Source organism: Kribbella pratensis (assembly GCF_004365355.1).
GTDB lineage: Bacteria > Actinomycetota > Actinomycetes > Propionibacteriales > Kribbellaceae > Kribbella.
The window spans coordinates 987,728-1,007,547 of sequence record NZ_SODP01000001.1 but is presented as its reverse complement, the minus strand read 5'-3'; the positions used below and the strand labels follow the sequence as shown (position 1 = coordinate 1,007,547).

The window sequence follows — 19,820 nt, the reverse complement described above, 5'->3', positions numbered from 1 at the left end:
GCTAAGCGCGCTCGGCGCAGGTCCAATGCAGGACGTGCAGCTGAGCCTGCCCGGCGCGGGTTGACGGCGACTGGTCGCCCGAGCCTGCTCCTCCGTGGCTCCAGAGCAAGAGGCGCAGTCCAGGGCAGGAGGCGCGGCTGACCTGGCCCCGCGCCGGTGCACGGCGGGAGGTGCAGCTCAGCCTGCTCGGCGCGGGTTGACGGCGACTGGTCGCCCGAGCGTGCCCTCCGCGGGTTCGGGGCAGGAGGTGCAGCTGAGCCTGCCCGGCGCAGGTTCGCAGCAGTAGGTGCCGCTGAGCGCGCTCGGCGCAGGTCCAGGGCGAGGAGGTGCAGCTGAGGCTCCGCGTGGGTGACGGCAGGCTGGGCACTCAGCCTGCTTGCGGCTTAAACCAAGCCGTATGCACCGCGCCCATCGCGCTCAAGCCACGCCAAGCGCCCCCGCGCGTCACCCGACGCACAGCCGCGGCATCCCGCCTGAAGCCCTCGCAACGCACGCCTACGCGGCCCACTGCACTCAAGCCACGCCGAGCACGCTCGCTTACCTACAACCCGACGCAAGCGTCGGCATCCTCCCCTGGGTTCCGCGCCCCATGCACCGTGCACGAGACCGCAGCCTGGCGGTCGGAACGGCGCTTGGCTTTGAGCTCACGGTGAATAGAGCGGGTGGCGACGTCAGCTCGCCTGCGTGGGCTCGGCTCGGCATCGGGTAGAGAAACCACCACACCCGTGCCGCGGGGGCACGGGTGTGGTGGGAAGGTTGTGGGGCTAGAGGTCTTCGTCGCGGCGGCGGCGCCAGCGGTCTTCCATGCGTTCCATGAAGGTGCCGGAGGAGTCGTGCTTGGTCCGGTGGCGTTTGGTCGGCGGCGGTGGGATGTCGTCGGAGTCCCCCGCGTTGCTGATCCGCTTCATGCTCAGCGCCGCGATGTACAGGCACGCGACCATCATCACGAAGCCGATGACGCCGATGATGGTGTTGGGGATGATCGCACCGGTCATCAGCACCACGATGCCCAGCACAAATCCAACGCCGGCAAGCACTGCCCGCCGCTTGTAGTACAAGCGCACATTGGTTCCCCGCATGGCGGAAACGAACTTCGGGTCTTCCGCAGCGAGGGCGCGTTCGAGCTGCTCGAACTGGCGCTGCTCTTCTTCCGAGAGGGGCACCGTCGATCCCTCCATGATGAGCGCGATCTCGATAGGCCGCCTTCAGTCTAGGCCGCAGGTGGCTGACACGAAACCCTGACCGGCTGTCCAGCGCGTCACGGTCCGGCAACTGCCCCGCAGAACAGGTCCCAAACCCATGTATTCCGGCGTGTCGCTCACAGCCGGTTCACAGCGATGACGCCGTAACCGTGCCTCAGGTAGCCCGCTCGTCACCCTCTGTCGCGACCGGCGCGCCCGCCGGACATCCGGCGTACGGCTCAGCGCGTCGCGAGAATGTGCAGCTGAGTGGCCAGCGCGCGGAACGCCGGGTGCTGGCTGGCGGCGCGTTCGAGCTCGGCCAGCGAGTCCGCGGCGCCGGGCTCGGAGTCGACGAACGCGGCCGGCACCAGGTCGGCGAACGTCCGTACCCCGTGCACCGTGTGCACCATGAATCCGGCATCGGCCAGCTGCGCGATGATCCCGGCCTCGTCGAACCGCCGCGGCATCGGATCGGTCGCACCCCAGCGCCCGTCCGGGTCCTGTAGCGCGATCCGCGCCTCGGCCAGATGACCGGCCAGCGCTCGCGCCAGTACGACGGCGTTGCGCTGGGCAACAAGCAGACTCAGTACGCCGCCCTCCCGCAGAACCGACGCCATCGCCTGCAGCGCCTGCACCGGGTCGTCGACGACCTCGAGGACGCCATGGCACAGTACGGCGTCCGCGCTCGACTCCCCCGCCAATCCGGGGAGCTCGGCCGCGTCGCCCTGGACGCCACGAACCAGCTTGCTCACGCCTTCGTCGCTGGCGCGTCGCTCCAGCGAGGCCAGCGCGTCCGGGCTCGGATCGACAACCGTCACGCGATGTCCTTCGACCGCCAACGGAACCGCGAACCCGCCGGTGCCGCCGCCGAGGTCGACGATGTCCAGCCCGCCGTCGGGATCGGTCCGGCTCCGGCCTGCCAACGCAACGCGCAACGCCTCGCCCACCAACGCCGTACGCACGCTCCGCCGTCGCCGATCCACCATCAACCCTCCAGCCAGTCCCCCATCAGCACCGCCGCGCCACACCCTACTTCCACCTCACCCCCGGTCCGGCAGACGGATCCCATGCGTGCTCCTGTGCCGCCCGTCGTAAGCAGTCCATAAGTCCTGACACCTATCGCCCGCCAGGCAGCGGAGCAATGGTGAACGGAAGGGGAGAGCCGATCACCAGGGAGGGATCATGGCCATCTTCAGCAAGTCGTTCGACGAGCCGGACGAACAACGTTCACCGGACAAGACGAGAGTCGACGTCGTCAAGCTGCCGGGCGCCAGCGTCGCCCGGCTCACCTTCCAACCGGGCTGGCGCTGGTCCGAGTGCATCCAGCCCGTCATCGGCGGCGAGTCCTGCCAGGTCCGCCACGTGGGGACGCTGCTCTCCGGCGAAATGGAGATCGTCCACAACGACGGCACCAAAGCCCAACTCCTGCCAGGCGTCGCCTACGTCATCGAACCAGGACACGACGCCTGGGTCGTCGGCAACGATCCAGTCGTCAGCCTGGAGTTCGAGTCACTCGCAGCCGAGACGTACGCCAAGGCCTGACGTGACCACCCGCCGCTCCGCGGCTGAAACCAGCTGAGGCGACCGCCGGAGCGCGATAGGCCGCAGGCGCAGGACCGCAGGCGCAGGCGCAGGGCCGAGGCAGGGGCGGCGGTCGGCAAGCCGCAGGCCGCGGCCGGAGGGCGGCAGGCAACAGGCGGAGGCCGGCGGGCAGCCGCCGGCCGTGGCAGGGGGCTGCGGGCTGCGGGCGGCGGGCGGCGGGCGGCGGGCGGCGGGCGGCGGGCGGCGGGCGGCGGGCGGCGGGGTGAACGATGCGGTGCCCCCCGCACGACGGCCGACGGAGCGGAGCCGCGCACGGGAGCGTCGTGTCGGGACGGCGTACGGCGAAGACGTACGAGCGGCAGGCGGGAGGCGCAGGATCTCAGGCCTCAGGTCTCGGGCGCAGGGCGGCAGGCCGCGGCCGGAGGTCAGCAGGCAACAGGCGACGGACTGCAAGCAGCCGCGGGACGGCGGCGGGCGGCGGGCTGAACGATGCGCTGGCCACCGCCCTCACCACGGTCGGCAGAGTGGGTCCGGGGCGGGGCTGTCAGGACGGCGTACGGGCGATGAGACACAGGCGGAGGACGGCGGGCCGCGGAGTGGAGCCGGGGACGGGGGCGTCGTGTCAGGACGTCGTACCGCGATGACGTACGCGCGATGGGCGCCGGGCGGCGGACGGAACGATGCGATGGCTACCGCCCTCACCACGGCCCGGCGGAGTGAATCCGGGGCAGGGGCTTGTCAGGACGGCGTACGGCGATGACGTGCGAGCGGCAGGCCGCACAATGCGCTGCCCACCGCCCCTACGACGGCCGACGAGTGGAGCCGGGCACGGGGCGTCGTGTGAGGACGGCGTACCGCGATGACGTACAAGCGGCGGGTGGCAGGTGGCAGGTGGCGGGCTGAACGATGCGCTGCCCATCACCCGCACGACGCCGACGGAGTGGAGCCGGGCACGGGAGCGACGTGTCAGGACGGCCTACGGCGATGACGTACGAGTAGCAGGCGGCAGGTGGCGGACTGGACGATGCGCTGGCCGCCGCCCCACGACGGCTGGCCGGGTGGATCCGGCGTGAGCTTGTCAGGAGGGGGTGTGGGCGATTACGTATAGGCGGCGGGTGGTTTCGGAGCGGGTGGGGAGGGGGCCGCGTAGGTACCACTCGATGTTGACGAGGCCTGCGGACTCGAGGATGTTCACGATCTGGGTTGGGTCGTGGAGTACGTAGTCGAGGTCGACCTCGTGGCCTAGGAACTCCTCGACGTGGCGGACCTCTGCGCCGGCGTGGAGGGCGAGCACCAGCCAACCGCCTGGGTCGAGTGGACGAGTGAGTGCAGCGATCGCGTCGGGGAGCTCTGAGGCGGCGAGGTGGATGAGCGAGTACCACGCGAGGACCGCGGCCCAACCGGAGCTGGTCGGTGGACGACCGAGTCGGCGGAGATCGCCGACCTCGAACGTGCGATCCGGGAAGCGCCGGCGTGCCTCGGCGACCATCTCCGGCGAGATGTCGACACCGACGGCGTCCACGCCGTACTCGGCCAGGTACGCCGTGATGTGCCCGGGACCAGAGCCGACCTCGACCACCGGGAGACCGTTGGCCTGGGCAACGACCCGGTCGAGCAGCCACCGCTCGAACGGCAACCCGTCGAGCTCGTCGAGCAGCTGATCCGCGTACGCCGCCGCCACCGCGTCGTACGACGAACGCACGCGGGCGTCGCGCGCTTCGGTGCCATCGGCGAGGACCGTGTCGCGGTCAACGGACTCGACGGCGGCGACTGCCTCCTCTTCGGGCACCGGACCGAGGAGGTGAATCCACCGGCGGTCGTGCTGACCGGCGCGGCGCTCGAGCTCACGCACCAGTGGCTGGGGGCGTGCGGCCATCCGCCGCAGACACGCCTCGACATCGGTGCGGTCGTCGAACTTGTGCAGCCGCTCGGTCCGCGTCCGCAGCTCACCCGGCGCCTGTGCACCACGCAGCAGCAACACGGTGATCAGCGCGCGCTCGTCCGGCTCGAGTCCGAGCCTCTCGTCGAGGGTCTGGTGGTACTTCAACGTCCGCCGACCGGTGTCGACCCAAACGATCCGCAGCAGCTCGCGATCCCGCAGCGACCGCGCGACCCGCTCCACGGTCGCTTGGTCGTAATCGACGACCGGATCCCGATTGCTGGTCTGATTGCACGCCGTCCGCAGCGCGTTAGCGGTGAGCGGGTACGACGCCGGCACGGTCGCCTGCTTCTCCAGCAAGCTCCCCAGCACCCGCTGGTCCTCAGCATCCAGAACAGGAAGGTCACTCACCTGGCTGACCTTAGTTCCCTCCCGGTGCCAGCAAGGAACAACGGGCGGGGTGATCAGCCGGGTTGGTAGGTCTCCGGAAGCGTCAATGGCTCGAAGGCGGTGCCGTTGCAGGCTGAGCAGAGGGCATCCGCCTGGATGCCGGAACCGGCGCACTGGGTGCAGAGGCCGTCATGCCAGGTCTGATCGGTCAGCGAGTGGTGAGGTCGCGGGTAGTGGGTGTCAGGCAGGTAGCACTCGGCGCCGGTGTGGGCGTGCACACGACCGCACAGGTCCTTGCCCAGGCCTCTCGGCTGTTCGTTCACGGTCGGGATCTCCTCAGTGCCTCAGCGCCAGACTGGTCAGCTGGCTTGCATCCAGGGTTGGGTCAGAACGGACTGCGGGTCGGTGGTTGCGGTGAGCACCGGGGTGGTGGACAGTCGCAGGCTGGCCTCCACCTGGCCGTAGAAGGTGTCGACCGCGCGGACCAGGTCGTCGGCCTCGCGCGTGGTGACGGCCCGCTCCAGGCCCGCCTCGGCGGCGGCACGCTGGGAGGCACCGGCGGCGAAGAACGTGGCCCACTCGCCGAACTCCGGTGCGACCTCGGCCAGCAGCACCCAGGCGTTGCGCTGGACCCGGCGGCGGCTGCCCGAGCGGACCGGGCGAGCGCGGACGGCGAGCACCGCGGCCGCGACCCGGAGCGCCGCGACGTGCGCGCTCGAGTAGCGGATCAGGTGGTCGGTGGTCTCCGTGGCCTCGGCCAGTGCGGCGCGGGCACGGGACAGCTCTCGGCTGGCCGCGCCGGCAGCTGCCGGCGATACCGGTGAAACAGTCATCGGTCGGTCACCCTCTCCAGTTGCCAACGACCCGAGTGCGGGTCGTGGGCGAGATCGAACAGCTCACGGCGGCCATACCGCCCGGAGCCCGCTTCCACGCGGAACACCGTGCGCTCCGGTCCCCAGTCCGCATCCAGCACTCCGACGGCCGCCGGGCTCGCCTCGGCAGCCGGCTGCGCGGAGGAGAGCGTGGCGGCGGCGTGCGAGCGGGGGGTCGCTGCCGCCGCCACGCCGGCCGGATGGACCCGGGTCGGACGTGTGCTGCGTGCCGCCGAGCAGGCTTCGGCGACCATGGCCGCGTCGATCCGGGCCGGCAACACTTCGGACTGCGCCGGGCGCTGGACGCGTGGGTCGTGGATGGTCCCGGGGCCGATGATGCCGCGCTCCCACCAGACGGCGGTCTCGGTCCACTGGGACTTGAGCGCGGTGACCCGCCAGAGGCGACCGCGCCAGAGGAACTGGTCCGGGGTCTCGATGCCGTCCACGAACACCGAGTGCACCTCGACAGCGTCGTCGAACTCCCACATGGCCCATCGCCTCCTCTGTACGCCGCCTGTAATCGATGGCAGTCCCTGTTTCACTGCCGGGTCCGAGGCCCGGCGGGTGGGCCCGGGGTGGGGGTCGAGGTCCACCCCGGTGCCCGGCCCGCCGGGACCACCGGATTCCGATGCGGCCGCAACTCCGCACCGGAGCCGTCCAGCTGTCCGACTCACCCCGGTCCGGCCTCCCGACGAAACCGGAGCCGAGGTAATCGAACATCTGTTCGAACACTGGAAGCGTATCGTCGCCCGCCGACAATCGTCAACGGCCCGTAATTCCGGCGCGCCGCCACGCGACGCCTCCGGACGCCAGACTGGGAAGCCCGGGACGGAAGGACGAACGATGCGAAGACGGACAGCGGGAATCGCCGCGGCGGCGGTTGCCGTCGTGGTCACAGCGGTCGCGCTGCCGCTCTTCCAGCCGTGGCGGCTGCTCACCGACAAGGTCGTCGACGAGGCGCTGCCCGGCACTGTTCCGATCTCCACCACTTCATCGTCGACCACGCCACCGACAGTTTCTGCGCACCCGGCAACTCCGACGCCGGTTGTCAAGCCCCGGCCGAAGGTTCTCCTGACCGGGAAGCTGATCGCTCACGAACACCGGACGTCCGGCACGGTCGCCGTCCTCGCGCTGCCGGACGGCAGCCGGGTGCTGCGGATCGAGAACCTCGACACCTCCGACGGCCCCGATCTGAAGGTGTGGCTGAGCGACGCCGAGGTGGTCGCCGGCCGCGCGGGCTGGCATGTCTTCGACGACGGCGCCTATCGGAGCCTGGGCAGCCTCAAGGGCAACCACGGCAACCAGAACTATCCGGTCCCGGCCGACGTGAAGCTCGGGGACTTTCGCAGCGTGGTGATCTGGTGCGACCGGTTTAACGTGTCGTTCGGCGCGGCCCCGCTCGCATAAGCTCACTGAGGTGAGCAGTCATCCCAATGTGCAGAAGGTCGCCGACGCACTCGCGGCGGCAGGCGCCACCGGCGAGATCGTGATCCTGGACGAGGCAGTGCCGACCGCGGCTGCCGCAGCGGCCGAGCTCGGCTGCGAGGTCGGCGCGATCGCGAACAGCCTGATCTTCAACGGCGACGGCGCACCGGTCCTGATCCTCACCTCGGGCGCGCACCGCGTGGACACCGCGAAGGTCGCCGCCGAGCTCGGGATCGCCAAGCTGAAGCGGGCCACCCCGGAATTCGTGAAGGAGCACACCGGTCAGTCGATCGGCGGCGTCGCCCCGGTCGGGCACCCGGGCCGCGTCCCGACGTACGTGGACACCGCGCTCGAGCAGTACGACGTGATCTGGGCCGCGGCCGGCATCCCGCACTCGGTCTTCCCGACGACGTACGACGAGCTGCTCAAGCTCACCGAGGGGACGCCGGTCACGGTCAACTGAGTACGGCGGGAATCGCCGTACTCGTGAATCGCCGGGCCAGCACGCCCCGGCGGTGCCGCCACCACGGCCACGTCCGGGGCACTGGTCCGTAGCGGCGTGCCCTGATGTCGTCGACCACCGACGTGGGCGCCCCGAGACCGGGCAGTACGTCGAGCGCGGCGCGCTTGGTGATCAGGTCGCCCGTCGCCAGCGTCACGTGGGCACGGGCGAGCGTGAGCAGGCTGAGGTCGACCCAGATGTCGGCGTACCAGTTGGTCCGCTTGCGCGTCGCCGGGAGCCAGAAGTCCCGCAGGTCGCGGCGGACGAATGCGAACAGCTCCTCGTCGGTTGTCGCCGGCAACAGCTCCGCGGGCGTCGGACCGAACAGCGTGCGGTTGCCGATGGCAAGCTCCCGGCGGGTCACCGGAGTCACCGGGCGGTCGAAGTATCGCTCCTGGGCGAACGTCGGATGCCGCACCGACTGGTCAGTCAGCTCTGTCATGTAGGAGCAATGCAGCTTCCTGGCGAGTGGTGAGTCGCGGATCAATCTCCGGTGTACATCGGCCACAGCACTAGGCGGCGGTGCCGACGTCACGACGATCACATCCAGGTCGCTGCGGCCCAACTGGTAGTCCCCCAGTGCCAGTGAGCCATGCAACCAGACCGCCTGGACGGCGGCGACTTCGCGTACAGACGTGACGAAGCCGTCCAGCAATTGCTGGACGGCTTCGTCGATCACGTGCGACAGACTAGATCGCCGGTCGGACGTCTACGTCGGCAGCCCGTACGTAGGCCATCCGGTGGCCGAACCAGATCTGGTAGTACCTGTCCTTGCCGAGCACCTGGACGTGGTCGGTCGGCGGCTGCCCGTCGAACGTCACGGCCCGGTAGTAGTCGGTCTCGATGTTCAGGTCACCGACCGGGTACGACTGACCCGCGCCGATCGTGTACTGCAGCGGCGTCACCGTCTGGTACGGGATACCCGTCGGGTACGCCGACTGCTCCGGGTACGCACGTCCGTACACCGGCACCGACGTCCTACCGGCCTTCGGCTTCACGACCAGACCCGGCTTCCCGAAGGCATCCGGTGCGTTGACCGGGCTCTTGAACCAGCCCAGTGCACCCAGGTACCAGACAGCCACCCAGTCGCCCTGACGCTGCGCCACGACGTACTGCGAACCCGCTGCGGCTCGCGAGCCCATGTCCGAGACGTCAGTGGTGCCGTCGATCCCGCTCGGGTGCAGGCCGATGTCCTTGACCAGCGGGGCGTTGTCATCCGGCGCCTGACGCAGGTACACGAAGTTGGTGCCCTGCGGCGTGCACGTGGTGTTCGGAGCGTCGCAGTTGGAGACGACCTGGACGTTGTCCGCGAAGCCCGGCTTGATCGTCACGATCGAACCGGCGCGGACCGGGACACCCTTGTGCCCGTAGATCGGAGCGCCGAGCAGGTCGAAGTAGTGCTCCCAGTCCCAGTACGGTCCCGGGTCCCAGTGCATGCCGGCGACGGTCGACGGGACCGTGCCCGGCACCTGGTCGTGGCCGATGATGTGGGCCCGGTCGAGCGGGATGTTGTTCTTCGCGGCCAGGTACTTCACCAGCTTGGCCGAGTTGCGGTACAGCGACTCGGTGAACCAGGTGGCGCCCTGCGGGGCGAAGCCCTCGTGCTCGATACCGATGCTGTGCATGTTCACGTACCAGTTGCCGGCGTGCCAGGCGACGTCCTTGGCCTTCACGTGCTGCCAGGTGTGCCCGTCGGACGACCGCATCGTGTAGTTCCAGCTCACGTACGTCGGGTCCTGCACCAGGTTCAGCACGCCCTGCCAGGTGCCCTCGGTGTCGTGGATGACGATGTAGTCGATCTTGCCGGTCTTCGGCCGGTTGGCGAGGTCGTGGTTGCCATAGTCGCCGGCGGTGCCGAACTCGGAGTACGGCGCCGGCAGCCACTCACAGCCCAGCGTCGGCGGGCACTCCACGTCCGACGTCGACGGCTGTACGCCGGCCGGCAGCGACAGCTTGGCGACCTGCGCCTTGTCCGGCTTGACCGCGACGGCCGGCATCACGATCTGCTGGCCGGTGTTCGTCGTACGCGCGGCACCCTTGGCCATGATCGAGTAGACGTCATCGGCGAACTCGGCAGCGCCGACCTTGTCGCCGGCCTCGGCGTACGACGCGACCGCGCCGTACCACTCGGCGGGTGAGGTGGTCGCGCCGACCGGCAGGCCGAGCGACTTCTGGTACGACGCGAGCACCGCGGCGCCACCGTTGATGTTCGCGGTGACGTCGTTGCGCAGCGAGGACGCGTCCAGTCCGGTCAGCTCGGACGCCTTCTTCAGCGTCTGCAGCGACTCGGCGGTGGCGACCTTCTGCTTGCCGGACAGGTCGGCCACTTCGGACGCCCCCAGCGAGGTGAGGTGCATCGGGCCGTAGCCACCTGACGTGCTCGGCGCGCCGGCGTGGTCGTCCCAGCGCGACTCGGCGTACGAGACCGCCAGCAGGACGGACTCCGGTACGCCGTACTTCGCAGCGGCCGCGCTGTACGCCGTGGCGGCGACGGCGGACGGAGCGGTCGGCGCGGATGAGGCCGACAGTGGTGACGCCTCGGCGGGTGGACCTCCCATCGACACGCCGACCAGGGCGGCCGGCAGTGCTACCGCAGCGAGTGCGGCAAGAATCTTCGGACGACGCAGCATGATGTTCTCCTGAACCCCTCGGGCGGGTGCCGGTCACACAGACTGGCAGCCTAGTCACTGTGAGTCGAGGCGACGCGGATGTCAACGGTTAACCAAAACTCACAACCGAGGGTTCGATACTGACGAAAACGTGTGTCGTGACGTACGGCCACTGAGGGTTACGGAGCAGGACATTGGAAGCGCTGCCGTTGGCGATCACGACTGGCTGGGCCAGTGGCGTGAATGCCTATGTCTGCGTGCTGATTCTCGGTCTGCTGGGCCGGTTCGCCGGTGCCGACGACGTACCGCACGCACTGACCACGACACCGGTGCTGATCGCAGCGGGTGTTCTGTTCGCGTTCGAGTTCGTCGCCGACAAGATCCCGTACGTCGACTCCGCGTGGGACGCGATCTCGACGGTGATCCGGCCGACGATCGGCGCGATCCTGGCCGCGATGCTGGCCGGCCAGGCCGGCACGCTGCACCAGGCGATCATCGCGACCACCGGTGGACTGGTGGCGCTCCTCTCGCACTCCGTGAAGGCCAGTCTGCGGCTGGCGATCAACACCTCCCCCGAGCCGGTCACCAACATCGCCGCGTCCTCCGGTGAGGATGTGGCGGTCGCCAGTGTGGTGTCGCTGGCGGCCTTCCATCCCGAGGCCGCGATGATCATCGCCGGTGTCCTGCTGATCCTCGGACTGATCGGGGTGTACTTCGCGTTCCGGTTGATCCGGCGCGGATATCGCAGGTTCAGAGCGTGGCGAGAGAGACGAACTACCACTGCGACCGGGAGCACTGCTGCCTGATGGCGAACGTGATTGTTGTCGGTGCCGGTCTGGCTGGTCTGGCCAGTGCGGTGCGGCTGGCCAAGCTGGGCCACCAGGTCACCATCTGCGAGCAGAACGAGCATCTCGGCGGCGTGCTCGGCCGCGTCGAAGCAGACGGCTTCACCTGGGACGCCGGAGCAGCCAGTACGACGCTGCCGGCCGCGCTGCGCGACTTGTTCCGCAAGAGCGGCCGTCCGATCGAGAGTCTGGTCCAGCTCGAGCCGGTGACCGAGCCACGCAGGCACATGTTCACCGACGGCTCTGTACTCGACCTGCCGATCAGTGACCGCGGCTTGCAGGAGGAGGCGTGGACCGACCTCGCAGGCGCGGCCGTGGCCGAGCAGTGGACCGCACTGGTCGACTCGTACGGCGACACGTGGCAGATCCTGCGGAAGACCTCACTCGAGCCACCGCTCGAAGACAAGCTGCCCATCAAGACGATCCGGGCCCTCAAGCCGTGGCAGTCGCTGGAGAAGGTCGCTCAGCGCGAGCTGAGCGACGAGCGGGCCCGTGCGGTCCTGCGGCACTTCGCAGCCCAAGGCGGTTCGGAGGCGGCGCTCACGCCCGGGTACGTCGGCGTGTGGACGTACTTGGAGCGCACGTTCGGCCGCTGGACGATCGCAGGTGGCTTCGGCGCACTGGCGGATGCCCTGGTGCAGCGGGCGAGCGAGCGGAAGATCACCGTTCACACCAGCGCAGAGGTGGTCGCGGTGACGACGACCGGCGGCGTCGTGACCGGCGTACGGCTCGCTGACGGCACAGAGCTCCCAGCGGACGTCGTGGTGAGTGACATCGACCCGCGGGTGCTCTACGAGAGCTTCGTGGCCGATCCGGTGGCCAAGAAGGTCCGCAAGCGGATCCTCGCGACCCACCAGGCCCAGGCGGCGTACGTCGTCCACCTCGGCCTGAAGGACCCGGTTCCGGAGCTGCCGTTCGAGACCGTGCTGCACGGGACACCGACGGTCGTGGTGCGCACGGGCGGTACGGCGCCCGCCGGTCACCAGGCGTGGTCCGTGCTGGTCCACGGCTACCCCACCGACGACGTACTGGACCTGCTGGTCGCGCGCGGGCTGCCCGTCCGGGACAACGTGGTGTCGCGGCAGACGTCTCCGTCCTGGTGGGCCGGCGTGGCCTGGGAGGGCTACCGGACCGCCCGACGACGCGCCTCGAACGTGTCGCCGGTGAAGGGCCTGTACTGCGTCGGAGCGGGCGCGCACCCGGGCTCCGGCGTGCCCGCCACCACGCTCGGCGCCGCGATTGTGGCCGACGCCATCGGGAAGGCCTGAGGCCGCGGTGGGGTTGGACAGGGGAACAACCTAAGATTGGTTGTTCCTGTGTTCTGTGTCGGGGTGGTGCCCGGCGGTAGAGAGGACCTCGGTGGATCAAACCCCCACATCGGCCGATCACGACAACTTTGACAGCGTGGAGCGGGCGGAGCTGGCGGCTGAGCAGCAACACATCGACCGGGTGTACGGCCGGGTCGAGGAGGCCGCGCGGTCCGCGTCCCGGATCGCGGTCGAGGGTCACCAGCGTGGCCAGGCGCAGAACGTCGGCCGGGTCCGCGACGAGGAGCAGACCGGCCTGTACGAGCGGGACGTGCTCGTGTTCGCCGCTGCCCGCCGGATCGCCGAGCTCGATGCCGAGCACGAGGGCCTGGTGTTCGGCCGGCTCGACTCCGACCACGGGGACGACGAGCCCCCTGTGGGGACGGCGGCCGACCTGGACAAGCTGTACGTCGGCCGGATCGGTGTCCGCGACGCGGAGTACGAGCCGCTGGTGATCGACTGGCGCGCGCCCGCGGCCGAGCCGTTCTACCGGGCCACGGCCACGGACCGGCAGAAGGTCGTCAGGCGTCGCGTACTGCGGAACAAGGGCCCGCGGATCGTCGGGCTCGAGGACGACCTGCTGGCGCCGGAGCGCGCGCCCGAGGACCTGCCGGTGATGGGTGAGGGCGCGCTGATGGCCTCGCTGTCCCGGGCCCGTGGCCACACGATGCGCGACATCGTCGCCACCATCCAGGCCGAGCAGGACGAGGCGATCCGCGCGCCAGCTCGTGGCGTCACCGTCATCGGCGGTGGACCGGGCACAGGTAAGACCGTGGTCGCTCTGCACAGGGCGGCGTACCTGCTCTACAGCGACCGCAGGCGCTTCGAGCGTGGCGGCGTACTCGTCGTCGGGCCGTCTGCCGCGTTCATGGCGTACATCGAGCGCGTGCTGCCGAGCCTTGGTGAGAACACCGTCTCGCTGCGTGCTGTTGGTGAGCTTGTCGACGGTGTGAAGGCCACTGCGGTCGACGAGGCCGATGTAGCCGCGATCAAGGGCTCACTGCGGATGCGCGCCATCCTGGCGCGTGCTGCCCGCGACCGGGTGCCGAACGCACCGACCAACCTTCGCGTGTTCCTCGGCGGCGCCACGGTCGAGCTGGACGCCAACCAGCTCGACAACGTACGCCGGAACGCGCTGCGCCGCACTGCTCGCAACAAGGCGGCTAGTGAGGCTCGCAAGGGGCTGATCGCCGCACTGTGGCAGCGGTTCCCGGAGGATCTCCGCAGCGGGCCGCTGGGCGACCGTGAGGCGTTCGGTGATCGTGTGGCCGACACTCCGGCGTTCAGGACGTTCTTCAGCCAGTGGTGGCCGGTGGTGACGCCGGAGTCCGTGCTGCGCTGGCTCGGTGACCCACGCCGGCTGCAGCGCTGGGCGCGGAACGACCTGACCCCTGCTGAGATCGACGCGCTTGCCAGAGGGATCCGTACGACGGATGAGTTCACCATTGCCGACGTGGCGTTGCTGGACGAGCTGAGCACTTTCCTGGGTCGCCCACCGGTGCAGGAGAACACCGACGAGGAGTTCGACTGGCTGGAGGGACTGAGCGACGGCGTCAACGAGGTGCTGACCAGCTCCGAGCGCCGCGCCCGGGCGGCTGCCGCCAGGGAGGCGGAGGAGCCGGAGGAGTACGCGCACGTGCTGGTCGACGAGGCGCAGGACCTCTCCCCCATGCAGTGGCGGATGGTCACCCGGCGCGGGCCGCAGGCCAGCTGGACGATCGTCGGCGACCCAGCGCAGAGCTCGTGGCCGGACCCGGACGAGGCACGGGCCGCGATGGACTCGATGCTCTCGCATTTGCAGCGGCACTCGTTCCGGCTGTCCACCAACTACCGGAACTCGGCCGAGATCTACTCGTTCGCCGGTGAGGTGATCCGGCAGTCCATCCCCGACGCGGACCTGCCCAACGCGGTCCGCAGTACTGGCGTGGAGCCGGAGCACCGGATCTTCGACGAGGGCAAGGTCTCGGAGGCCGCCGCCGACGCGGCCGCCGAGCTGCTCCAGCTGGTCGAGGGCACGGTCGGCGTCATCGTGCCGCCGAAGCTGCGCCCTGCCGTCGACCAGGTGCTCGCCGAGCTGGGCGATCCACGCGTCGTCGCACTCAGCCCACTGGAATCCAAGGGCCTCGAGTACGACGCGGTCGTGGTCGTCGAGCCGGACCGCATCGTCAGCGACACCCTGGGCGGGGTACGCGCGCTGTATGTCGTGCTGACCCGGGCGACCCAACGCTTGATCACCATCAACAGCACGACCCGTTGGTTGCCTGCCGCGAGCTAGCCGCGCGGTACGACGTACTGCACGAGGTCGGCCTCGTTGGGGGCGAGGTCCGACCAGCGGCAGGTCAGGTGCAGGATCGCGAGACCGGACGTCGGGTACTTCTGGGTGAGCTCGACGCGCTCCGGGCTGGTGCCGTCCAGGGCCAGCTCGTCGGCGAGCCACGGGATCCCGGGCGCATGCCCGACCACGATCACGGTGCGGGCCTCGGTCGGGGTCTCGTGGATGACGTCGAGGAGTCCGTCGGCGTCGGCGCTGTAGATCCGCTTGTCATACCAGACGTCGGACGCGGTGACGCCGGCCTCGGCGACGTACTTCCAGGTCTCGCGGGTGCGCTTCGACGGCGAGCACAGGACCAGGTCGGCTTCGATGCCCTGGGCAACGAGATACCGGCCGGCCGCTGCGGCGTCGGCGCGACCGCGGTCCGCGAGCGGCCGGTCGAAATCGGGCAGATCCGGCCTCGACTCGGGCGGCACCGCCTTCGCGTGCCGAAGCAGGACGAGCGTGCGGTCGATCAACAGGTCCGACGGGTCAGCCATTGCGCAAGGATACGACCGAGCAACCTCAGCCGTTGGTGGTCAGAGAAGAAAAAGACGAACTTGTGGGCTGGGAGCTGAGGTTGCGGAAGACCTGCCGGGTCGCTGTCGACCTGTTCAGGGTGATGAAATGAATACCCGGTGCCCCGCCGGCCAGCAGGCGTTCGCAGAGCTCGGTCGCGATCTCGATGCCGACCTCGCGAACCGCCGCCGGATCGTCCTCGACCGCAAGCAGCCGCGACGTCACCGCCTCGGGCAACGCCATCCCGGTGAGCTCGGCCATCCGCTGGATCTGCTTGATGTTCGTGACCGGCATGATGCCCGGCAGCACCGGCATGCCGCAGCCGAGCGCGGCGGAGCGGTCGACCAACCGGAAGTAGTCGTCTGCACCGAAGAACATCTGGGTGATCGCATAGTCGGCACCCGCCTGCGCCTTGGCGGCGAGCACCTGGGCGTCCGCCTCCAGCGAGGTCGCTTCCGGGTGCTTGTCCGGGAACGCCGCGACGCCGACGCTGAAGTCGCCGAGTGAACGGATCAGCTCGACCAGCTCGACCGCGTGGTTGAGGCCCTCGGGGTGGGCGACCCACGGCTGGTTCGGCCCGCCGGGCGGGTCGCCGCGCAGCGCGAGCATGTTCCGCACGCCGGCTCCGGCGTACGCGCCGATCACCGAACGCAGCTCGTCCCGCGAGTGCGAGACGCAGGTCAGGTGTCCGAGTGGGGTCAGCGACGTGTCCTGGGCGACCCGCTCGGTGACCCGGATCGTGCCGTCGCGGGTGGTCCCGCCGGCGCCGTACGTGATCGAGACGAAGGTCGGGCGCAGCTGCTCGATCTCACGGATCGACCGCCACAGCACTTCCTCGGCCTCGGGCGTCTTCGGTGGGAAGAACTCGAACGAGAAGGACCGGTCTCCGGACGCAAGCAGTTCACGGATCGTCGGCGCCCCGCCGGGACGCGTCGAAGGAAGCCCGTTCGCCATGCCGCACAGGTTACCCGCGGTGCTCAGCCCTGTCTGCCCAACGACTACGCTCCGAGATGTGGATGGCGATGTGGATATTCCGGGCGGGATCCAGCAGGCGCTGAGCGGGTTCCTGGACCGGCAGGAGGAGCGGCTGGCGGCGCTCGGGCCGGAGCTGACCGAGCAGGTGCAGGCCGCGCGGGATGCGACCAGCGGAGGCAAGCGGCTGCGTCCGTCCTTCTGTTACTGGGGTTTCCGGGCCGCCGGCGGTGATCCTGCGCAGCCGATCCTGACCGCCGCGGCCAGCCTTGAGATGCTGCACGTCAGCGCGCTCGTCCACGATGACGTGATGGACTCCTCCGACGTACGACGGGGTGCGCCGGCCGCTCATCGCCGGTTCGAGGCGCTGCAGCGGGAGCGCGCCGAGAAGAGCGGCCACGGCGGCGATCCGGTCGGTTTCGGGATCGGCGCGGCGATCCTGCTCGGGGATCTGTGCCTGATCTGGGCTGACGAACTGCTGCACACGTCGGGGTTCGATGCAGCGGCGCTGGCCCGCGCAGAGCAGTACTTCGACGCAGTACGGGTCGAAGTGACCGCCGGGCAGTACCTCGATCTGCTGGCGCAGGCGAGCGGTGAGTCGGACATGGATCTGGCCTTGCGAGTACTGCGGTACAAGTCCGCGACGTACACGGTCGAGCGGCCGCTCCATGTCGGCGCCGCCCTGGCCGGCGCCGACTCGCGGTTGATCTCGGCGTTGTCGGGCTACGGGTTGCCGCTGGGTGAGGCGTTCCAGTTGCGGGACGATCTGCTCGGAGTCTTCGGTGATCCGGCGGTCACCGGCAAGCCGGCCGGGGACGATCTGCGCGAGGGCAAGCGCACGGTCCTGATCGCCTACGCGATCGATCACGCGTCCGAGGTTCAGCTGTCCGAGTTCGACCGGCTGTTCGGGCGGCCGGATCTGGACGACGACGAGATCCAGCTGCTGCGCGAGATCCTGCAGGACTCGCGCGCCGTACAGGCCTGCGAAGACCTGATCACCAACCGAACGGAAGATGCCCTCTACGCTCTGGACGAGGCGCCGCTCGCCGACGACGCGAGCCGGAAAGCCCTGACAGACTTGGCGATTGCGGCGACCTCTCGCTCGGTGTAGCTGCTACTGGTCCGCCATCAGGTTGATCAGCCGCAGCAGGTCGGCGGTCGCCGGAAGGTTGCCGAGGACGATGACCTTGAGGACGGCCCGGTCCTCGTCGTAGATGGTCTCGGCCTTGAGATTGACCGCCTCGGGCTGGTTGAGCGCGCCGAGGATGTGCGTGGTGATGCGGTCCGCGGTCGCGCGATCGACGGCGTCGATGTGGACGATGCTGGACGCCTCGACGTGCCGGGCGGACCGGTCGACGTCGACCACCGCGGTCGGTGCGCCGGTGAACTCCTCGAGGTCCTCGCGGCTGATGCGGTACTGCTTGCCGATCCGCACCGCCTTGAGCCGGCCGTCGCGGACATAGTTCCGGATCGTGCGAACGTGCAGCCCCAGCCGATTCGCCACCTGCTCGACCGAGTACAGCTCCTGCGCCATCTCCCTAGACTATGGCAAGTTCCTTAGAATTCCCTATAAATGGTTAGGTAGGGACAGATAAGGTATTTTGAAGCACATGGTTGATCTAGCCGGCGTGAAGGTGTTCGTCAGCGACACGGCCGTCGCCACCGAGAGCGACGCCGTGCAGCTCATCGTCGACGCGTACTACGCACACCAGGCCGAGTGGATCGCGTTCACGCCGGAGCAGCTCGGTGACGAGTTCTTCGAACTGCGGACCGGGCGGGCCGGTGCGATCACGCAGAAGTTCGTCTCGTACCGGATGGGGCTTGCGGTGGTCGGCGACATCTCGTCGCGGGTCGCGGCGAGCAAACCGCTGGCCGACTGGGTCCGGGAGAGCAACCGCGGCCGCAATCTCTTGTTCGCCGAGGACCTCGACGAACTGACCGAGCGCCTACAGGACCGGCAGTGAGCTCAACAGGTCCGGCGCTGCGGCGCCGGGCTCGTCTTGAATGAGGACCCGGAGCTGACCGGAGTTGGTGGTGTCCTCGGCGAAGATCTGCAGGGCTACGTCGACGGTGTCGTGGTCGTGCTCGAGCAGGTGCCGTAGACCGCGCCACAGCACGACCTCGGGCTCTCCGGTCGACCGGTCGCTGAGCGAATCGGCCAGCGCGTCCCAGTTCCGGCCGAACCACCGCGGCAGGTCGAAGGCAGTCGCACACAGGTCCAGGAACCCTGCCTTGTCGTGGATCTCGCCGGTGTCGAGCAGGACGAATCCGAACCCGGCGGCGGCCGCATCACGGCGTACCTGGTCGACAGTTGCCGTTGACGGCCACCGGTAGACGCCTGGACGGAGCCCAGCCGACAGCAGCGCGCGTAGATCGGTCATGAAGTTCCCCCGTCTTCCGCGATGCGGCGGAAGGACTTGTAGTGGTCGTCCGTGTAGTAACGCTCCTGAGCGTTACCGGTCACGATCCGGCGCGCGCCGCGGTCCTTCTCGCCTGGCGTCTTCACGGTGTACTCGTGGTAATAGCCGCGGTCGTGCTTCGGGAGGATCTTCTCCAGATTCCCGAACACCACGCCGTCGCGGCTGTACGGGTACGGCCCGCCCTGGTCGATCAGCTTCAGCGTGTCCTGCGCCTCCTTCGGCAGGTCGGCCACCGCGACGATCTTGAGACCGCTCTCCGGGTCGACGCCGTTGGAGGCCTTCGTGTCTGCCGCACACCCGAACAGCGATGCCGCCAGGGTGATCACCAGCATGGCGATCACCACGACCGCGACGATCCGCGCGGCCTTCGGGTTGTTGATCACCGCAGCCTCCGACTGAACTCGGCGGCCGCCTCCCCCGGGTCGTCCGCGTCGGTGATCGCACGGACGACGACCACTCGCGTCGCACCCGCTTCCAGTACGTCGTCCAGCCGCTCCAGGTCGATCCCGCCGATCGCGAACCACGGCTTCGACTGACGGCGGCCCGCGGCGTACGACACCAGCTCCAGACCGGCGGCCTGCCGTCCCGGCTTGGTCGGCGTCTCCCACGTCGGCCCGACACAGAAGTAGTCCGACCCCTCCTCGGCCACCGCAGCGTTCACCTGGCTGAACGTGTGCGTCGACCGCCCGATGATCGGCCCGGGTCCGGTGATCGCCCGAGCGGCGTGCACCGGCAGGTCCCGCTGCCCCAGATGCAGTACGTCGGCTCCCGCCGCGAAGGCGATGTCGGCGCGGTCGTTGACTGCCAGCAGCTTGCCGTGCCGCTTGCATGCGTCGGCGAACACCTCCAGCGCAGCCAGCTCGTCGGCAGCCTCCATCTCCTTCTGCCGCAGCTGCACGATGTCCACGCCACCGGCCAGGGCAGCGTCGAGGAACTGCTCGAGGTCACCTTGCTTCTCGCGGGCATCCGTACACAGGTAGAGGCGGGCGTCGTCGAGTCGTTCGGTGTGGTCAGTCACACCCCAAAGCCTGCCATGTCTGGTCAGT

At 69.3% G+C, this 19,820-nt stretch carries 22 protein-coding genes; 8 read left to right on the top strand and 14 right to left on the bottom strand.

Annotated features, from left to right (window positions below; translation table 11 throughout):
- Positions 1–764: 764 nt before the first annotated feature.
- Positions 765–1,163: a DUF3040 domain-containing protein gene (locus EV653_RS04695; RefSeq protein WP_238159568.1), complete on the bottom strand. Its 399-nt coding sequence runs from the start codon at positions 1,161–1,163 to the stop codon at positions 765–767.
- Between the two features lie 257 nt (positions 1,164–1,420).
- The gene (locus EV653_RS04690) at positions 1,421–2,167 is read right to left on the bottom strand and encodes a methyltransferase domain-containing protein (RefSeq protein WP_134098272.1); all 747 of its coding nucleotides are present in this window, start codon (positions 2,165–2,167) and stop codon (positions 1,421–1,423) included.
- Between the two features lie 196 nt (positions 2,168–2,363).
- On the opposite strand from EV653_RS04690, the gene EV653_RS04685 reads away from it, so the two are divergent.
- A complete protein-coding gene (locus EV653_RS04685; protein ID WP_134098270.1) occupies positions 2,364–2,723 on the top strand; it encodes a cupin domain-containing protein in 360 nt (119 codons plus the stop codon).
- A gap of 1,078 nt (positions 2,724–3,801) precedes the next feature.
- On the opposite strand, the gene EV653_RS04680 is transcribed toward EV653_RS04685, so the two are convergent.
- Genes EV653_RS04680 through EV653_RS04665 form a run of 4 tightly spaced genes read right to left on the bottom strand, consistent with a single transcriptional unit; the run spans position 3,802 to position 6,352 of the window.
- Positions 3,802–5,013, bottom strand: coding sequence for a DUF480 domain-containing protein (locus tag EV653_RS04680; RefSeq protein WP_202871480.1), 1,212 nt, complete (start codon positions 5,011–5,013; stop codon positions 3,802–3,804).
- 53 nt (positions 5,014–5,066) lie between these two features.
- Positions 5,067–5,315 (bottom strand): hypothetical protein, encoded by a 249-nt coding sequence (locus EV653_RS04675; RefSeq protein ID WP_134098268.1) that lies wholly within the window; start codon positions 5,313–5,315, stop codon positions 5,067–5,069.
- A 36-nt stretch (positions 5,316–5,351) separates the two neighbouring features.
- Positions 5,352–5,825 carry an SAV_6107 family HEPN domain-containing protein gene (locus tag EV653_RS04670; RefSeq protein ID WP_134098266.1) on the bottom strand — a complete coding sequence of 158 codons (474 nt, stop codon included), beginning with the start codon at positions 5,823–5,825 and terminating at the stop codon, positions 5,352–5,354.
- The gene (locus EV653_RS04665; protein ID WP_134098264.1) at positions 5,822–6,352 is read right to left on the bottom strand and encodes a DUF6504 family protein; all 531 of its coding nucleotides are present in this window, start codon (positions 6,350–6,352) and stop codon (positions 5,822–5,824) included. Before EV653_RS04665 ends, EV653_RS04670 begins: the two co-directional genes overlap by 4 nt.
- 355 nt (positions 6,353–6,707) lie before the next feature.
- Here EV653_RS04665 and EV653_RS04660 point away from each other — a divergent pair, with 355 nt between their 5' ends.
- A complete protein-coding gene (locus EV653_RS04660) occupies positions 6,708–7,271 on the top strand; it encodes a DM13 domain-containing protein (RefSeq protein ID WP_134098262.1) in 564 nt (187 codons plus the stop codon).
- A 10-nt stretch (positions 7,272–7,281) separates the two neighbouring features.
- The gene (locus EV653_RS04655) at positions 7,282–7,752 is read left to right on the top strand and encodes a YbaK/EbsC family protein (RefSeq protein WP_134098260.1); all 471 of its coding nucleotides are present in this window, start codon (positions 7,282–7,284) and stop codon (positions 7,750–7,752) included.
- On the opposite strand, the gene EV653_RS04650 is transcribed toward EV653_RS04655, so the two are convergent.
- Complete coding sequence (locus EV653_RS04650; protein ID WP_134098258.1) at positions 7,745–8,470, bottom strand: nucleotidyltransferase domain-containing protein; 726 nt, start codon at positions 8,468–8,470, stop codon at positions 7,745–7,747. The two genes, EV653_RS04655 and EV653_RS04650, sit on opposite strands and share 8 nt — an antisense overlap.
- Before the next feature lie 10 nt (positions 8,471–8,480).
- Positions 8,481–10,421 carry an N-acetylmuramoyl-L-alanine amidase gene (locus EV653_RS04645; protein ID WP_134098256.1) on the bottom strand — a complete coding sequence of 647 codons (1,941 nt, stop codon included), beginning with the start codon at positions 10,419–10,421 and terminating at the stop codon, positions 8,481–8,483.
- Positions 10,422–10,609: 188 nt separating this feature from the next.
- Here EV653_RS04645 and EV653_RS04640 point away from each other — a divergent pair, with 188 nt between their 5' ends.
- The 3 genes from EV653_RS04640 (at position 10,610) to EV653_RS04630 (ending at position 14,827) form a co-directional block, all read left to right on the top strand.
- Complete coding sequence (locus EV653_RS04640; RefSeq protein WP_238159567.1) at positions 10,610–11,206, top strand: DUF4126 domain-containing protein; 597 nt, start codon at positions 10,610–10,612, stop codon at positions 11,204–11,206.
- Positions 11,158–12,513, top strand: coding sequence for a phytoene desaturase family protein (locus EV653_RS04635; protein ID WP_238159566.1), 1,356 nt, complete (start codon positions 11,158–11,160; stop codon positions 12,511–12,513). The genes EV653_RS04640 and EV653_RS04635 overlap by 49 nt, the downstream gene beginning before the upstream one ends.
- A 91-nt stretch (positions 12,514–12,604) precedes the next feature.
- Positions 12,605–14,827: a HelD family protein gene (locus EV653_RS04630; protein WP_134098252.1), complete on the top strand. Its 2,223-nt coding sequence runs from the start codon at positions 12,605–12,607 to the stop codon at positions 14,825–14,827.
- Here the strand turns inward: EV653_RS04630 and EV653_RS04625 are convergent.
- Both EV653_RS04625 and metF read right to left on the bottom strand, forming a co-directional pair.
- Positions 14,824–15,363: a SixA phosphatase family protein gene (locus tag EV653_RS04625; protein WP_134098250.1), complete on the bottom strand. Its 540-nt coding sequence runs from the start codon at positions 15,361–15,363 to the stop codon at positions 14,824–14,826. The two genes, EV653_RS04630 and EV653_RS04625, sit on opposite strands and share 4 nt — an antisense overlap.
- Before the next feature lie 25 nt (positions 15,364–15,388).
- Positions 15,389–16,336, bottom strand: coding sequence for a methylenetetrahydrofolate reductase [NAD(P)H] (gene metF, locus EV653_RS04620; protein WP_134098248.1), 948 nt, complete (start codon positions 16,334–16,336; stop codon positions 15,389–15,391).
- A gap of 58 nt (positions 16,337–16,394) precedes the next feature.
- Here metF and EV653_RS04615 point away from each other — a divergent pair, with 58 nt between their 5' ends.
- Complete coding sequence (locus EV653_RS04615) at positions 16,395–17,465, top strand: polyprenyl synthetase family protein (RefSeq protein ID WP_238159565.1); 1,071 nt, start codon at positions 16,395–16,397, stop codon at positions 17,463–17,465.
- 3 nt (positions 17,466–17,468) lie between these two features.
- On the opposite strand, the gene EV653_RS04610 is transcribed toward EV653_RS04615, so the two are convergent.
- Positions 17,469–17,888, bottom strand: coding sequence for a helix-turn-helix domain-containing protein (locus EV653_RS04610; RefSeq protein ID WP_134098244.1), 420 nt, complete (start codon positions 17,886–17,888; stop codon positions 17,469–17,471).
- A gap of 76 nt (positions 17,889–17,964) precedes the next feature.
- On the opposite strand from EV653_RS04610, the gene EV653_RS04605 reads away from it, so the two are divergent.
- On the top strand, positions 17,965–18,318 hold the full coding sequence (locus tag EV653_RS04605) for a DUF4180 domain-containing protein (protein ID WP_134098242.1): 354 nt from the start codon (positions 17,965–17,967) through the stop codon (positions 18,316–18,318).
- Here EV653_RS04605 and EV653_RS04600 read toward each other — a convergent pair.
- The 3 genes from EV653_RS04600 to thiE are packed head-to-tail and all read right to left on the bottom strand — an operon-like array spanning position 18,301 to position 19,792.
- On the bottom strand, positions 18,301–18,735 hold the full coding sequence (locus EV653_RS04600; RefSeq protein WP_134098240.1) for a barstar family protein: 435 nt from the start codon (positions 18,733–18,735) through the stop codon (positions 18,301–18,303). The two genes, EV653_RS04605 and EV653_RS04600, sit on opposite strands and share 18 nt — an antisense overlap.
- Complete coding sequence (locus tag EV653_RS04595; protein WP_238159564.1) at positions 18,732–19,157, bottom strand: ribonuclease domain-containing protein; 426 nt, start codon at positions 19,155–19,157, stop codon at positions 18,732–18,734. Before EV653_RS04595 ends, EV653_RS04600 begins: the two co-directional genes overlap by 4 nt.
- On the bottom strand, positions 19,154–19,792 hold the full coding sequence (gene thiE / locus EV653_RS04590; RefSeq protein ID WP_134098237.1) for a thiamine phosphate synthase: 639 nt from the start codon (positions 19,790–19,792) through the stop codon (positions 19,154–19,156). The genes EV653_RS04595 and thiE overlap by 4 nt, the downstream gene beginning before the upstream one ends.
- Positions 19,793–19,820 lie beyond the last annotated feature (28 nt).

Excerpts from the sequence above, each read along its gene's own strand:
- EV653_RS04660 (WP_134098262.1), top strand. The coding sequence starts at position 6,708 with ATGCGAAGACGGACAGCGGGAATCGCCGCGGCGGCGGTTGCCGTCGTG.
- EV653_RS04610 (WP_134098244.1), bottom strand. The coding sequence starts at position 17,888 with ATGGCGCAGGAGCTGTACTCGGTCGAGCAGGTGGCGAATCGGCTGGGG.
- EV653_RS04645 (WP_134098256.1), bottom strand. The coding sequence starts at position 10,421 with ATGCTGCGTCGTCCGAAGATTCTTGCCGCACTCGCTGCGGTAGCACTG.
- EV653_RS04605 (WP_134098242.1), top strand. The coding sequence starts at position 17,965 with ATGGTTGATCTAGCCGGCGTGAAGGTGTTCGTCAGCGACACGGCCGTC.
- EV653_RS04685 (WP_134098270.1), top strand. The coding sequence starts at position 2,364 with ATGGCCATCTTCAGCAAGTCGTTCGACGAGCCGGACGAACAACGTTCA.
- EV653_RS04600 (WP_134098240.1), bottom strand. The coding sequence starts at position 18,735 with ATGACCGATCTACGCGCGCTGCTGTCGGCTGGGCTCCGTCCAGGCGTC.
- metF (WP_134098248.1), bottom strand. The coding sequence starts at position 16,336 with ATGGCGAACGGGCTTCCTTCGACGCGTCCCGGCGGGGCGCCGACGATC.
- EV653_RS04670 (WP_134098266.1), bottom strand. The coding sequence starts at position 5,825 with ATGACTGTTTCACCGGTATCGCCGGCAGCTGCCGGCGCGGCCAGCCGA.
- EV653_RS04625 (WP_134098250.1), bottom strand. The coding sequence starts at position 15,363 with ATGGCTGACCCGTCGGACCTGTTGATCGACCGCACGCTCGTCCTGCTT.
- EV653_RS04690 (WP_134098272.1), bottom strand. The coding sequence starts at position 2,167 with ATGGTGGATCGGCGACGGCGGAGCGTGCGTACGGCGTTGGTGGGCGAG.
- EV653_RS04665 (WP_134098264.1), bottom strand. The coding sequence starts at position 6,352 with ATGTGGGAGTTCGACGACGCTGTCGAGGTGCACTCGGTGTTCGTGGAC.